Below are 14,451 nucleotides of genomic sequence, written 5' to 3'. Positions count from 1 at the left end.
TTTGCCCTCATGGCCCTTCAGGCCGCCTTGCGCAACGCTTTGCGCGGCTGCAGGTGCGCAAGCCAGCGCCGCTCGGCGACACGAAACAGGCCGACCAGCGCAAAGGTGATGCACAGGTAGATCAGGCCCGCGAAGACGAAGGCTTCGAAGGGTGCGAAGAATTGGGAATAGGCGTTGCGTGCCGCACCGGTCAGGTCGACCAGCGTCACCGTGGAGGCGATCGCCGTGCCGTGCAGCATGAAGATCACCTCGTTGCTGTAGGCCGGCAACGCGCGCCGCAGGGCCCCCGGCAGCAGGATGCGGCGCAGCATGGTCGGGCGCGACATGCCGCAGGCGCGCGCCGCCTCGATCTCCCCATGCGGCGTCGCACGCAGCGCGCCGGCGAGGATCTCGGTGGTGTAGGCCGCTGTGTTGAGCGCAAAGGTCACCAGCGCGCAGCCGTAGGGTTCGCGGAAGATCAGCCAGAAGCGGCTACCGTCCGCCCACTGCGCCTGCACCCACTCGAACTGGCCCATGCCGTAGTACATCAGCAGCAGCTGCACCAGCATCGGCGTGCCACGGAAGAAGTAAGTGTAGGCCCACACCGGCAGGGCCACCCAGCGCCGCGGCGACACCCGCCCCACCGCTAGCGGGATCGCCAGCACCAGGCCTGCGCCCAGCGACAGCACGGTCAGCTGCAGCGTCACCCACAGCCCTGCCGCGTACGAGGGCCAGCTGTCGACGAACAGGCTCCATTCGATCATGCCGCAGCCCTCCGCACACCGACCGAATAGCGCCGCTCAAGCCAGCCGAACAACAGCCCGGAGAGCGCCGTCATCGCAAGGTAGAACAGGCACACCACCATGTAGAACAGGAAGGGCTCATGGGTGGTGCGCCCAGCCTGGTCGGCCAGCCAGGTGATGTCGGACAGGCCGATGATCGACACCAGCGCCGTGCTCTTCTGCATCACCTGCCAGTTGTTGCCCAGCCCCGGCAGCGCATGGCGAAGCATCTGCGGGAACAGGATGCGGTGGAAGATCTGCCAGCGGCTCATGCCGTAGGCGCGCCCGGCCTCGAGCTGGCCGGCAGGCACCGCCATGAAGGCGCCACGGAAGGTCTCGGTGAAGTAGGCACCAAAGATGAAGCCCAGCGTCACCACGCCGGCCACGAAGGGGTTGATGTCGACATAGCCCAGGCCGAGCGCGTCGGTCATCGCGTTGATCGCCACCTGGCCGCCGTAGAAGATCAACAGCATCATCACCAGGTCGGGAATGCCGCGCACGACAGTGGTATAGACGGTCGCCGGCAGCCGCAGCAGCGCATGCGGCGACAGCCGTGAAGAGGCACCGAGCAGGCCCAGCGCGAGCGCCAGCAGCAGCGAGAACACTGCCACGCGCAGCGTCACCCAAGCGCCGTCCAGCAGGGAAGGAAGGTATCCGTGAAGCATCGGTTGTGCCGCCGCAGCGCCCTCACGGACGCCGCCCTGCGGCCAGAAAGTGAAGGTGGCCCTGCGACCACCCATGTCAGACTGTCAGCCCCGGCCCGAGACGGCCGCTGGCGGGGCGGCGGGCAAGCGCCCGCACAGTCGCCGTGGATCTGGGTCAATCGCCGTAGATGTCGTACTCGAAGTACTTCTTGCGGATCTCGTCGTACTTGCCGTTGGCGCGGATCGCCGCCAGGGCCTGGTTGAGCTTGTCCTTGAGCGCCGCATCCTGCTTGCGCAGCGCAATGCCAACACCCTCGCCGATGACCCCCTTCTCGGCCTCATTGCTGCCGTGGTACAGGCCGCCGCCGAAGGCATAGTCCGCCCCCGCAGGCTGCTGAAGGAAGCCTCCGTCGGCCATCAGTGCATCGACCCAGCTGGCATCGATGCGGCCCGCAGCGAGATCGAGATAGGCCTCTTCCTGACGCGCGTAGCGCACCACGGTGACGCCTTGGCTGGCCCAGAAGCGCGAGGCAAAGTTGTCCGCCACCGTGCCACGCTGCACACCGATCCGCTTGCCCTTGAGCGACTCCAGAGTCGGCAGCAGCCCACTGTCCTTGCGCGCCACCAGCCCAAGCGGCGTGGCGTAGTACTTGTCGGTGAAGTCGACCCGCTTCTTGCGCTCCTCGGTGATCGACATCGAAGCGGAGATGGCGTCGAACTTGCGGCTGAGCAGCGCCGGGATCATGCCGTCCCACTCCTGCTTGACCCAGGTGCACCTGGCCTTCAGCTCCTCGCACAAGGCGTTGGCGATGTCGACATCGAAGCCCTGTACCGCGCCCGCGGTGTCAACCGTGTTGAACGGGGGGTAAGCACCCTCGGTGGCGAAGCGGATGGTGTCCCAGTCCTTGGCAACCGCGGCCTGGGTGGCGAGCGCCAGGGCGGCGAACATCAGCGTGCGGCGGATCATGGTGAAACCTCTGGAAGCTTGAAAGGCGCGCATTCTAACCGCTAAGCACGCATTCGTTACCGGGATTCGTGTTAGTGCACCGCAGCAATCTTCTTGATTCAAATCAGAATTTCACCGATCAGCGCCGCCAGGCGCTCGGCTGCGGGCGGGTGGAAGCGGAAGAACAGCTCCGGCTCAACCAACTCGACTTCCATCAACCGGAACCCGCCATCGATGCTGCGCACGAAATCGACACGTGCGTAGGCCGGCAACTGAGGACAGGCGGCGACCACGGCCTCCGCGAAGGCACGCTCGCTCGCACTTGGTTCATGTGCATGCACGCTCCCACCATGATCGTCCTGCACGCGGAAGTCGCCCGCGCGTGCAGTCTTGCGCACTGCATGGGTGACGCCGCCGCCGATGACCACCACCGAGACTTCGCCATCGGCGAGGATGCCGTCCTCGAAGCGCTGCACCATCATCGCCTCGTTGGCGACGCAGCGCGCGAAGAGGCCCTCATGAGCACAGGCCTCGCTACGATCGACGCGATGGGTGAGCCGTGCCGCGCCCGACACCACCGGCTTGAACACGGCTTGCTCCCAACCCTGCTCCGCCATCACCTCGGCGAGGCTGAGGTCCTCGCCACGCGTCACGAATCGGGTCGGCACGATATCGATCCCACGGCCTGCAAGATCGCCCAGGTAGCGCTTGTCGACGTTCCAGCGGATCAGTTCGGCATCGTTGATCAAGCGGGTCCGGGCCGACACCTGCTCCAGCCAGGGCATGAAGGCGTCGAAGCGGTCGAAATAGTCCCAGGTCGAGCGGAACACCGCCGCCCGACACGCCGACCAGTCCATGCCGGGATCCGACCACGAGCGCCGCACCACGCCCAGACCCTGCCTGCGCAGGGCAGCCTCGAGCAGGGCTTCCTCACGCGCGATCTGGCCCTGATACCAATCCGCATCGTCAATCACCGCGTAGCGGTCTTCAGTCAGGATCACGATATCGGGCTTACTGGTAATCATGTCGGGCCTGTGGCGTAATGGAAGGCCGCGATTCTAGCAAGCCGCCATGTACCCGAGCGCCCCACCGGTTCCGCTGTCGATCCTGGACCTCGCCCCCATCCCGCTCGGCAGCAGCGCGACCGATGCGCTGCGCAACACCCGCGAACTGGCGCAGCTCGCCGACAGCTGCGGCTACACCCGCTACTGGCTGGCCGAACACCACAACATGACTGGCGTCGCGAGCGCCGCAACTGCGGTGGTCATCGGTCACGTCGCCGCAGCGACCACCCGCATCCGCGTCGGCGCCGGTGGCATCATGCTGCCGAACCATGCGCCGCTCGTCATCGCAGAGCAGTTCGGCACGCTCGAGTCCCTGTTCCCCGGCCGCATCGACCTCGGCCTCGGGCGTGCGCCCGGCACCGACCAGATCACCGCGCACGCGCTACGCCGCAACCTCATGGACAGCGACAACAGCTTCCCGCAGGACGTGCTCGAGTTACGCAGCTATTTCCAGCCACCTCGCCCGGGTCAAGCCGTGATGGCCGTACCGGGGGTTGGCCTCGACGTCCCGATCTGGCTGCTCGGCTCCAGCCTCTACAGCGCAGAGCTCGCCGCCCACTTCGGCCTGCCTTTCGGCTTCGCGTCGCACTTTGCCCCGCGCATGCTCATGGAAGCGGTCGAGCTCTATCGCAACCGCTTCCAGCCCTCGGAGGCGCTGGCAGCGCCCTACGTCATCGTCGCTGCCAATGCCATCGCCGCCGACACCGACGAGCAGGCGCAGCATCTGCTACGTTCGCTGCGGCTGCGCTTCGCCGCCATGGCGCGCGGCCTGCGCGGCCCCTTGCCGCCCCCGGACGCCTTCAACGAACGCGAGTGGTCGACCGCCGAACTTGCCTTTGCCGACCAGTCCCTGGCGTGCACCGCAGTGGGCTCCCCCGCCAGCGTACGCGATACGCTCGCACGCCTGGTCGAACGCACCAGCGCCAACGAACTGATTCTCGCAGGGCAGATCTTCGACCACCAGGCCCGACTCGACTCCTACGCGCAGATTGCGAAGGCGTGGGGCCTGCGCGCATCCCTTACGCGATATCCACAATAGGCGGCGGCGGACCGAGCGCCTAACCTGTCATCAAGCTGACCGCGACCTTGCAGCAAAGCGAGGCGCACGACCAGCGCTCGCCCGCCCGGGCGATGTCTGACCTGCCGACCGAACACTTCGTGCGGCAAGGCCATTCCACTTGACCAGGAGACAGGTATGAAAGGATTCGTCAAAACCATCGCAGCCGTCATTGCCGGCGCCACGCTCGTCAGCGCAGGAGCGGCCATCGCCCAGGACCGTACCGGTTGGCCGCGCGCCCTCACGGTGGGCACAGCAAGCCAGGGCGGTACCTACTTCGTGTATGGCAACGGCCTCGCCGCCTACATCGGCGAGACGTTCGGCATCACCGCCAGCGGCGAAGTGACCGGTGGTCCGGTACAGAACGCCACCCTGGTGCAGATGAAGGAGCACGGCATCGGCCTGGTTACCATGGGCCCGATGTACGACGCCTGGAACGGCAAGAGCGAACTCGCACCCGGCCTGCCGCACACCGATGTGCGCGCCCTGTTCCCGATGTATCAGACGCCCTTCCAGTGCATCACCATGGCCAGTTCCGGCATCAAGGCGGTGAGCGACCTCAACGGCAAGCGCGTCAGCGTCGGCCCCGCAGGCGGCACCCCTGGCACCTACTGGCCGCGCTTCATGGCGACCCTCGATGTCAAGCCGCGGCAGTCCAACTCGGGCGCATCCGACGCTGCCAGCCAACTGCAGGACGGCCTGCTCGACGCCTTCTGCTTCGCCGCGGGTATCCCGATCTCGGCCTTCAGCCAGCTCGCAGCCGAAGCCAAGGTGGTGATGTTCGGTTTCAATGACACCGAACTGCCGAAGATCCTCGACAAGCACCCCGAGGTTTCCGCGCTGACGATCAAGGCCGGCACCTACTCCGGGCACGACTATGACCAGAACACCGTGGCCATGTGGAACTTCGCCACAGCGCACAAGGACATGCCCGCCAGCCTCGCCTACGAGATCACCAAGCTGGTGATGGAGAACAATCCGCGCATGATGCAGATCCATAGCGCGGCCTCCGAGACCCTGCTCGAGAACGTCGACAAGAACGGCTTCCTGCCCTACCACCCGGGTGCCGTGCGCTATTACGAAGAGAAGGGCATCACGCTCCCGGCCAAGCTCAAGGACTGAAGCCTGCGCTGACAAAGGGCCAGAGCAACGCGATGCCGCGACTCTGGCCCTTTTTTTGACCCTATCCCAACGAGAACAGCACCGGGAGGACTCCCAATGAACAGCCAAGCGCCGCAATCGGCGAACACGGCCGGTCCAGCCAGCGACTTCGAGATTCGCGACAAGGACAACATCGCAGCGGGCGTCGACGCCGAAGTCGTCGTCGCCAACCAGCGCGTATTCACCGGCAAGCTTGCATGGGTGTTCGCCGCCCTCTGCATTCTCTACACCGCCTTCCACATCGGGGTGATGAACTTCTACCCCCTCGAGACCTGGGTGTTCCGCCTGACCCACGTCGCCACCGGCCTGGCGCTCGGCTTCATCTATTTTTCGGGGCGCGCGTTCCCGGCCGAGCCGGCCGGGAAGAAGGCGCTCAGCCCGCTCGAGTGGGCGTTGCTGCTGCCTGCAGCGGTTATGATCCTGATCGCCCTGGGCCAGATCATGCTCGCCATCACCTCTGGCGAACTGGTCAAGACCGGTGCCCCCAAGGAGGCGATGCTGTGGACCTTCGGCTATCCACTGCTCGGCGGCACCACGCTTGCGCTGATCGCCTCATGGGTTTCTCCCACCCACGCCCGCGACCGCGTCGCCCTGCCCGACGTGCTGATGGCCGTCGCCGCAATCACGGTCGGCGCCTACATCATCTCGCACGCCGAGTTCCTGCGTATCCGCGCCCAGGTCTTCCCCCACTTCAATGACATGTTTGCCTCGATCGCCGGCATTCTGCTCATTCTGGAGATGACCCGCCGCCTCGCCGGCCTCGCCCTGGTCGCGATCGTCTCCGTATTCATCCTCTACGGCTTCGTCGGCCCCTGGCTCCCCGGCGTGCTCGAGCACAAGGGCTATGCCCCGGCGCGCTTCTTCGCCTTCATCTACACCGACAACGGCATCCTGGGCCCGACCACGGCGATCTCGTCCACCTACATCATTCTGTTCATCACCTTCGCAGCCTTTCTGCAGGCTAGCCGCGTGGGCGAGTACTTCGTGAACTTCGCCTTCGCTGCCGCAGGTGGTGCGCGCGGCGGGCCGGCCAAGGTGGCGGTGTTCTCGTCGGCACTGATGGGCACCATCAACGGCACCTCGGCCGGCAACGTCGTGTCCACCGGTTCGCTCACCATCCCGCTGATGAAGCGCGTCGGCTACACACCGCAGACGGCGGCCTCGGTCGAGGCAGCCGCCTCCTCCGGCGGCCAGATCCTGCCGCCGATCATGGGCGCCGGCGCCTTCATCATGGCCGAGATCACGGGCATCGCGTACTCGGACATCGTCATCGCCGCCATCATCCCGGCCGCTCTGTATTTCCTGTCGATCTATTTCATGGTCGACAAGGAAGCGCTGAAGAAGGGCATGCGCGGCCTGCCGCGCGAAGACCTGCCCGAGTTCGGCAAGCTCGCCCGCCAGGCCTTCCTGTTCATTCCCATCTTCACCCTGATCGGCGCCCTCTTCATGGGCTACTCGGTGATCCGCGCCGGCACGCTGGCCATGGCCGCCGCCGCGGTGGTGAGCTGGTTCACGCCCTTCCGCATGGGCGTGAAGGAGATCCTCTACGCCTTCGAGATCGCCGCCCGCATGTCGCTGCAGCTCGTCGCGGTGTGCGCCGCAGCGGGTGTCATCGTCGGCGTCATTGCGCTCACCGGCATCGGCACCCGCTTCTCGTCGATGCTGCTCGAGCTCGCGGGCCAGAGTCAGCTGGTGGCGCTGTTCTTCGCGATGTGCGTGTCGATCATCCTGGGCATGGGCATGCCGACAACGGCTGCCTACGCGGTGGCCGCCAGCGTCATCGCCCCGGGTCTGATCCAGCTCGGCATCGAGCCACTGACGGCGCACTTCTTCATCTTCTACTACGCAGTCATGTCGGCCATCACGCCGCCGGTCGCGCTCGCAGCCTACGCCGGTGCCGCCATTGCGCAGTCGGACCCGATGAAGACCAGTGTCGAGAGCTTCAAGTTCGGCCTTGCCGCCTTCGTGGTTCCGTTCATGTTCTTCTATGCCGCGCCGCTGCTCATGCAAGGCGCCTGGTACGAGAACCTGCACGCCTTCGTCACCGCGGCCTTCGGCATCTACCTGCTCGCCTCGGGCATCCAGGGCTGGTTCTTCGGCCTGGTCAACCTGGCGCTGCGTGTTGTGCTTATCCTGGCAGCGTTGGCGATGATCGCAGGCGGCCTCGCCTCCGACCTCATCGGCCTGGCTGCTGCAGGCGTGGTATTCGCCTTCCAGCGCAAGTTCGTCAACCCGGCAAACACGGCCAAGGGCCTGGACTGACCCCCTGCGGGCGGCTGCACAGTACGCGGGCCGCCCGCCCTCACGACAGGAGTCACGCATGTACAAACACGTATTCATCGCCATCGACGAGAGCCGCACCTCGCAGAAGGCACTCGACGAAGCCATCGGCGTCGCCAAGGTGCACGGCGCGCTGCTCGAGATCGCCCACGCCATCGACGAGCACCTCGTCCATGTCTTCCACAGCGGCGGGGTCACCACCTCCAACGCCAATCAACTCAAGGACGCGCTCGAGTCTGGCGGCAAGGGCGTACTGAACCGCGCGCTCGAGCAGGCACAGGCTGCAGGTGTAAACGCGCGCATCCACATGCTGCGCGGCCATGGCGAGCACACCGACGACCTGATCGCCGAAGCGGTCAAGAGCTCGGGTGCAGACCTGCTGGTGGTCGGCTCCCATGGCCGCCGCGGCGTACGCCGACTGCTGCTCGGCAGCGTGGCGGAGAACCTCGTGCGCAAGGTCGGCATCAGCGTGCTCATCGTCCGCGGCCAGAACGGCGAAGACAAGTAACACCCCCTGGGGTCCCGCCAAGTGTCGCCCGCTGCCCGCCACCCAGGCGGGCAGCTGCGTTTACAGCGCGGCGGCGATTGCCCTGCCGATGTCGCTGGTGCTGGCTGTACCACCCATGTCGGGCGTGCGCGGCCCCTCGGCAAGCGTGGTCTCGATTGCACGCAGGATGGCATCGTGTGCAGCGGTATGGGCCGCATCCCCATTGCCCAGGAAGTCGAGCATCATCGCCCCGGACCAGATCATGCCCACCGGATTGGCGATGTTGCGTCCGTAAATGTCTGGCGCCGAACCATGAACCGGCTCGAACAGGGACGGGAAGCTGCGCTCGGGGTTGAGATTGGCCGAGGGCGCAATCGCGATCGTCCCCGCGCACGCCGGGCCCAGGTCGGACAGGATGTCGCCGAACAGGTTTGAGGCCACCACCACGTCGAAGCGCTCCGGGCTGAGCACGAAGCGCGCGGTCAGGATGTCGATGTGGTACTTGTCCCAGCGCACATCGGGGTAGGCGGCAGCCATGTTCTCAACACGCTCGTCCCAGTACGGCATGCTGATCGCCATCCCGTTCGACTTGGTCGCCGAGGTCAGATGCTTCTTCGGCCGCTGCTGCGCCAGCTCGAACGCGTACTTCAGCACCCGGTCGACACCCTTGCGCGTGAAGATCGATTCCTGGATCACCGTTTCGCGCTCGGTGCCCTCGAACATGCGCCCCCCGATCGCCGAGTACTCGCCCTCGGTATTCTCACGCACCACGTAAAAGTCGATGTCACCGACCTTCCGGTTTGCCAGTGGGCAGGGGACACCCGGCATCAGGCGCACCGGGCGCAGGTTCACGTACTGGTCGAAATCACGCCGGAACTTGAGCAGCGAGCCCCACAGCGAAATATGATCGGGCACCTTGTCAGGCCAGCCCACCGCGCCGAAGTAGATCGCATCGAAACCTCGGAGCTGCTCGAACCAGTCCGCCGGCATCATCTGCCCGTGCTTCTCGTAGTAGCCGCAATGGGCCCAGTCGAAGGTGGTGAACGCCAAGCCGATGCCGAACTTGTGCGCGGCCGCCTCAACCACGCGCAGGCCTTCCGGCATCACCTCGTTGCCAATTCCGTCCCCTGCGATGACCGCAATCCTGTGTGTCTTCATTCCCGCTCTCTCCGCTTGGCCCAAACGACTTTTTTGGCATCCTCATGCCACGAGCGCCAAGCTTAGCGTTCACGTAAAAAGCTACAATCCAGAAAAGCGTGAACTCGATGTGCATGAATAGTGAACAATAGACCCCAACTCGAAGACCTCCGTCTCTTCTGCGAACTCGTGCGCCAGCGCAGTTTCAGCGCCGTGGCGCGCGAACTCGGCGTCTCCAAGGCCTTGATCAGCAAGCGGATCGCACTGCTGGAGCAGAACCTGCAAACCCGCCTTGTACATCGCAGCACACGCAGCCTGCGCACCACCGAGCAGGGCGACATCGTCCACCAGTGGGCCCAGCGCATACTCGACAATGTCGACCAGATGACCGAGGCAATCAGCAGCCACCGCGCCGAGCCGGCCGGATTGCTGCGGCTGTGCTGCAGCTCCGGGTTCGGCCGCAATTGCCTTGCCCCCGCGCTGTCCGCACTCGCCAAGCGCTATGCCGCGTTGGAGATCCAGCTCGAACTGCTCGACCGCCCGGTCGACCTGGTGGGCGAAGGCTTCCAACTCGACGTTCGCATCGGTACGGTGCAGGAAGCCAACCTGATCTCGCGCCGCATCGCCGGTAACGCTCGCGTCCTGTGCGCCGCCCCCGCCTACCTCGAACGCCACGGCACCCCGAGCAGCCTGCAAGCGCTGGCTGCGCACGACTGCATCGTGATCCGTGAGCGCGACCAGGATTTCGGGCGCTGGAGCCTGCGCGGCCCGCAGGGGCTGGAAACGGTCCGCGTCGGCGGCCCGTTGTCTGCAAACAATGGCGAGGTGGTGCGGCGCTGGGCAGCCGATGGCCACGGCATCATCCTGCGCTCGATCTGGGACGTCGGCCCGAGCATCGCCAGCGGCGAACTGGTTCGCGTCCTGCCCGACTATGCGCAAGAAGCTGACGTGTATGCCGTCTACCCCTCGCGGCTGTCACACTCGGCCAAGCTGCGCGTGTGCGTGGAGTTCCTCGAGGCCTGGTTCAAGGCCTCGGCACCGCAGCAAGGCTGACGGCCAACGCAAGGCTCAGGCCTGCTGGTCGGCCGTCGGCAGGCGGTCGAGGATGAAGCGGTCGTACCCCTGCAGCACCAGTTCACGCGTCTTCATCACGTCGGATTCGACCTGGCCATTGAACACCCCCAGCCCGCTCAGGATGTCACGCGCCTCGTTGAAGCCCTGCTCGAAGCCCCCGCGGATCACGTCGATGAAATCGCGCAACACCGTCTCGGCATCCTCGCCCGGCCGGCCCGACGCATAAGCCTCGAAAAAGCCTGTCGACATCGACACGATACGTTCGGCCGTTGCCTCAGCCGAGTTGTCCTGGGTCATTGCGTTCTGCAACGCATCAGGGCCGAGCGTCGGCGCGAGCGCCGCATTGATACCTTCGATTGCCGACCTCAGCAACAGCGCGAGTGATTCATCACCGGAGCGGATCGAGACCTCCATCGACGACTGCAGAATCTGCACGTTGAGTTGCTCACGGGCCTCGGCCCGGGTCGGCAAGGGCTGCGCCCGCGCCGCGCCAGCGCCCTGCTGGACGGTGGCGCCATACTGCTGCATGCCGCTCGCCTGGGGGGCGGAAATCGGGCTCATTGCGGTCTCCTTTTAAGCTTCGGATACTGGACCCTTCACTTTCATTCTAGTTCTCGATCGCCCTCTTCGCTTCCCCACCCGCCTCGCTTCACCACAAGGCTTGACGGTCAAGGCGGGGACGCACAACAGCTCGCAGTTCCAGGGAGCGATCGGCAGCGGTTGGAGCGCTGTAGGAGCGGCGCGAGCCGCGAGGGGTTGAAGGCGATGCCGCCTGGGTCTGGCTCGGAAAAGCTCGCGGCTGGCGCCGCTCCTACCGAAAAGCCAGCCGCCGCGGGTGAGTCTCTCCACTGGGAGCGGCGCAAGCCGCGAGCCTTCAAAGGCAATTACGGCGCCGCGCACCGGTGCCCGTTCAACGCTGAACGACAGACTCGATCCACGGCTCAAGCCGCCGCCCCACCGCAAGCACCACGCCAAACGGCGCCGCTCCGCTCGCCTCATACACCTCATACACCTCCGCCACCCGCGCAGCGGCAAAAGTACCGCGCAAGGCATGCGGCACGTTGATGCGGTGTCCGGCGCGGGTGTTCAGGTATCCCCCCAGCACGACTTCGTCGCCGTTCGCACTGCGATGCAGGCGCAGGTGGGCAGTCAGGATCATGTAGCGGCTTCGGTCGGGGTACTGCGCGCGCAGGCCCGCAAGATCAGTGCCGGCGTCAATCGCAAAGAGGCGGCTATTGTGGCGTTCTTCACGCTCCAGCCAGTCGCGCGCCTGCTTCTCCGCACGGATGACCTGCTCTGCATCGGGCTCCGCCGCCAGCGCAGCCTGCTTGTCGGCGAGGTTGCGGCGGGCCCCCTCCAGCGCCTGCTCCCAGGCCGCTCCGGCCAGCTCGAGCACGACCAGCACCTCACGCTCTGACTTGCGCAGGTAAGGCTGCTGCCCTGCCCCTTGCGCCTTCGCTCGCTCAACGTCGAAACCCAGCTCGGCAAGGCGGCGCTCGTCCAGCCAGGACGGGCTGCCGCCATAGCTCCAGTAGCCGTTCTTCTCGTAAGCTTCCTGCCCGGCGCGCGGTATGCGCCATTTCAACGACAGTGCGAGGCCGCTGTCCTCATGGTGAGCCCGCCATTCAGCCGTCTTCGCCAGTTCGCGCTGCGACAGCGCCAGGCGGCTCTCGGGTTCGCCGCTACGGTTCCAGGCGACCCCGCCCAAAGCGACAGCATTGGCCACCACGATTATTGCGGCCCCCAAGGCCAGGGTCAGCGTACGCGTGTTCATGCCGGCACCCCGCGCCCACGCAGACGCCGTAGCACGACCAGGACCAGGATCGCCGACAGCGCGAGCACGAGGAAGAACAACCATTTCGGCATGATGGCCCACCACCAGTCGAAGAACTTGGTATAGAGAAGGAGCACGAAGAACACGATGCCGGTGTTGACCATGTCGTTCCACGAGCGCCGAGCGCCCGTCCAGATCGCCAGCGCACTGACCACAAAGCCCGCCACCTGATAGCCGCCCTCGATGAGCCAGGGGTCGATGTCCAGGTGACTGCCCCGCCCCCAGTGCCCCAGGATCAGCATCGGCACCAGCAAGCAAAGCAAGCCGAACACACGATAGATGGCCTCGAAGCCGGCAAAACGCCGATGCGAAATCAGCATCGGCACTGCGAGTAGCAGCGCACCGACCGGGAAGTAATGCTCGGGCCACTCACCGGCCGACAGCCAGTACACGCCACCAAAGGCCCCCACCCTCGCCGACACCCAGGCGATGACGCAGCAAATGCCCGCAGCCAGCAGCAGACGCAAGTCATAACGGTAGGCAAGCAGGAAGGCGAACGTGGCCCAGGGCAGCAGCACCGTATCCGACGGTGTGACGTTGAAGATCTGCCCCAGCATGTAGAGGTTGAGCACGAAGCAGGCAAACGCCACCATGGCCGCAAGCTTGGTGAAGTAGCCCGAGGCATCGCGGCCCTGGATCCATGCCGTGAGCCCCAGGCTGGCCAGGCTGGCGCCGATCAGGGTCACGACCTGGGCGGTCTCGGTGAAGAAGCCCCAGAACTGGTAGAACAGAAAGAACACGCTCGCCGCCAAAGCCAGTGCGCCGAGGAATGAGGCCACACGCATGCCTAGGGAGAGCTGGCGCGCCTGGGTGTCGCGGTCGATGTCGAAGCGCACCGCAAAGTCGTCCAGCACGCTGTCGTGGTGGCGCGTCAGCGCCTGCCGCTGTGCGCTCTCGAGCTGGAGCACGCCCTCGCCTTCGAGGCGGGCGAGTTCCACACGAAAGGCATGGATATCGTCAACGCGCTGCTGGGCTTCGCTACGGGTGGAAGGGCTCATGGTGGGCAGATTGCCTCTCGAAACGTGTTCAATGACGTGAGCGTATCCGGCGCAGCGCGGGCCGGCAAGGCAGGCCGCGAAGCCCGCACTATAAGCGGGCCGGCCGTACGGGGCGTCGCCGCCGCCGTTGCCGCCTCAGGCGTGTTGGCGCACTGCCCAGCGCGCAATCAGCTCGGCCAGCGCCGGCAAGCCTTCGCGGATCGCCACCGGTCCGGGCGCCAGAATCAACGCCGATTTCACCTCGTGCAATTCGCCATCGCGCACTGCCGGTACGTCCTCCCAGCCGGCGCGCGCTGCCACGCGTTCGGGGCGGAAGCGCTTGCCACACCACGAGCCGACCACGATGTCCGGCGCCCGCCTGGCCGCCTCCAGGGGATCGGCCAGGATGCGCTGGGCCGCGCCCGGATGGCATGCGCGCTCGGCGAAGACATCCTCGCCGCCAGCGATCCCGATCAGCTCCGACACCCAGCCCACCGCGCTGATCGGCGGCTCGTCCCACTCCTCGAAATAAACCCGCGGTCGCCGCGGCAGCGCAGCAGCCTGCGCACGCACCGCCGCCATCGTCGCCTCGAGCTCCTCGACCAGGGCCAGCGCGCGATCCTCCGCCCCGACCAGGCGGCCCAGCGTCTCGATCATCGCCAGGATGCCGTCCACGCTGCGCTGGTTGAACACATGCACCGCCACGCCCGCCTTGATCAGATCGCGCGCCACGTCGGCCTGCATGTCGGAAAAACCCAGCACCAGATCGGGATTGACCGCGAGGATCTTCTCCAGGTCGCCGCTGGAGAAGGCAAACACCTTGGGCTTCTCCTTGCGCGCGCGCGGCGGGATCACGGTGTACCCCGTGATGCCCGCAATGCGGGCTTCCTCGCCCAGGGCGTAGAGGACTTCGACGGTTTCGGTGGTGAGGCAGACGATGCGGGAGGGGAGGCGGCGTGTTTTCATGCGCCGATTATCCTCCACCTGCGACCGCTTGCAGGCGCGGCGCCAAGCACAAATCTTCCCACT

General features: G+C 65.9%; 14 protein-coding genes. 5 read left to right on the top strand and 9 right to left on the bottom strand.

Going from position 1 to position 14,451, the window contains the following annotated elements:
- Window positions 1–17: 17 nt before the first annotated feature.
- The 4 genes from P7F68_RS09915 to P7F68_RS09900 all read right to left on the bottom strand — a co-directional run bounded on the left by P7F68_RS09915 (window position 18) and on the right by P7F68_RS09900 (window position 3,376).
- The gene (locus P7F68_RS09915) at window positions 18–743 is read right to left on the bottom strand and encodes an ABC transporter permease (RefSeq protein WP_277832773.1); all 726 of its coding nucleotides are present in this window, start codon (window positions 741–743) and stop codon (window positions 18–20) included.
- Window positions 740–1,426, bottom strand: a complete 687-nt coding sequence (locus P7F68_RS09910; protein WP_002942367.1) for an ABC transporter permease — start codon at window positions 1,424–1,426, stop codon at window positions 740–742. Before P7F68_RS09910 ends, P7F68_RS09915 begins: the two co-directional genes overlap by 4 nt.
- Before the next feature lie 154 nt (window positions 1,427–1,580).
- Entirely contained in the window at window positions 1,581–2,372 is a 792-nt protein-coding gene (locus P7F68_RS09905) for an ABC transporter substrate-binding protein (protein WP_002942365.1), read from the bottom strand.
- Between the two features lie 98 nt (window positions 2,373–2,470).
- Window positions 2,471–3,376, bottom strand: a complete 906-nt coding sequence (locus tag P7F68_RS09900; protein WP_277832768.1) for an ATP-grasp domain-containing protein — start codon at window positions 3,374–3,376, stop codon at window positions 2,471–2,473.
- 46 nt (window positions 3,377–3,422) lie between these two features.
- On the opposite strand from P7F68_RS09900, the gene P7F68_RS09895 reads away from it, so the two are divergent.
- The 4 genes from P7F68_RS09895 to P7F68_RS09880 all read left to right on the top strand — a co-directional run bounded on the left by P7F68_RS09895 (window position 3,423) and on the right by P7F68_RS09880 (window position 8,421).
- Window positions 3,423–4,454, top strand: a complete 1,032-nt coding sequence (locus tag P7F68_RS09895) for an LLM class flavin-dependent oxidoreductase (RefSeq protein ID WP_002942359.1) — start codon at window positions 3,423–3,425, stop codon at window positions 4,452–4,454.
- 156 nt (window positions 4,455–4,610) lie between these two features.
- Window positions 4,611–5,594, top strand: coding sequence for a TAXI family TRAP transporter solute-binding subunit (locus tag P7F68_RS09890; RefSeq protein ID WP_277832765.1), 984 nt, complete (start codon window positions 4,611–4,613; stop codon window positions 5,592–5,594).
- Window positions 5,595–5,690: 96 nt separating this feature from the next.
- Window positions 5,691–7,895, top strand: a complete 2,205-nt coding sequence (locus P7F68_RS09885; RefSeq protein WP_277832763.1) for a TRAP transporter permease — start codon at window positions 5,691–5,693, stop codon at window positions 7,893–7,895.
- Window positions 7,896–7,953: 58 nt separating this feature from the next.
- Window positions 7,954–8,421 carry a universal stress protein gene (locus P7F68_RS09880; protein ID WP_002942353.1) on the top strand — a complete coding sequence of 156 codons (468 nt, stop codon included), beginning with the start codon at window positions 7,954–7,956 and terminating at the stop codon, window positions 8,419–8,421.
- Between the two features lie 60 nt (window positions 8,422–8,481).
- On the opposite strand, the gene P7F68_RS09875 is transcribed toward P7F68_RS09880, so the two are convergent.
- Entirely contained in the window at window positions 8,482–9,558 is a 1,077-nt protein-coding gene (locus P7F68_RS09875) for a tartrate dehydrogenase (RefSeq protein ID WP_277832759.1), read from the bottom strand.
- Window positions 9,559–9,678: 120 nt separating this feature from the next.
- On the opposite strand from P7F68_RS09875, the gene P7F68_RS09870 reads away from it, so the two are divergent.
- A complete protein-coding gene (locus tag P7F68_RS09870) occupies window positions 9,679–10,590 on the top strand; it encodes a LysR family transcriptional regulator (RefSeq protein WP_277832757.1) in 912 nt (303 codons plus the stop codon).
- 15 nt (window positions 10,591–10,605) lie between these two features.
- Here P7F68_RS09870 and P7F68_RS09865 read toward each other — a convergent pair whose 3' ends face one another.
- From P7F68_RS09865 to P7F68_RS09850, 4 genes are all read right to left on the bottom strand, one after another.
- Entirely contained in the window at window positions 10,606–11,172 is a 567-nt protein-coding gene (locus tag P7F68_RS09865; RefSeq protein ID WP_002942339.1) for a DUF5610 domain-containing protein, read from the bottom strand.
- Window positions 11,173–11,521: 349 nt separating this feature from the next.
- Entirely contained in the window at window positions 11,522–12,385 is an 864-nt protein-coding gene (locus P7F68_RS09860) for a DUF4824 family protein (RefSeq protein WP_277832755.1), read from the bottom strand.
- On the bottom strand, window positions 12,382–13,443 hold the full coding sequence (locus P7F68_RS09855; protein ID WP_002942333.1) for a DUF2157 domain-containing protein: 1,062 nt from the start codon (window positions 13,441–13,443) through the stop codon (window positions 12,382–12,384). Before P7F68_RS09855 ends, P7F68_RS09860 begins: the two co-directional genes overlap by 4 nt.
- A gap of 135 nt (window positions 13,444–13,578) precedes the next feature.
- Window positions 13,579–14,388, bottom strand: coding sequence for an ABC transporter substrate-binding protein (locus P7F68_RS09850; protein ID WP_277832752.1), 810 nt, complete (start codon window positions 14,386–14,388; stop codon window positions 13,579–13,581).
- Window positions 14,389–14,451: the final 63 nt, after the last annotated feature.

This window comes from Thauera mechernichensis (genome assembly GCF_029588855.1).
In the GTDB taxonomy this organism is placed as follows: Bacteria; Pseudomonadota; Gammaproteobacteria; order Burkholderiales; family Rhodocyclaceae; genus Thauera; species Thauera mechernichensis.
This window is presented reverse-complemented; position numbering and strand designations above follow the sequence as displayed.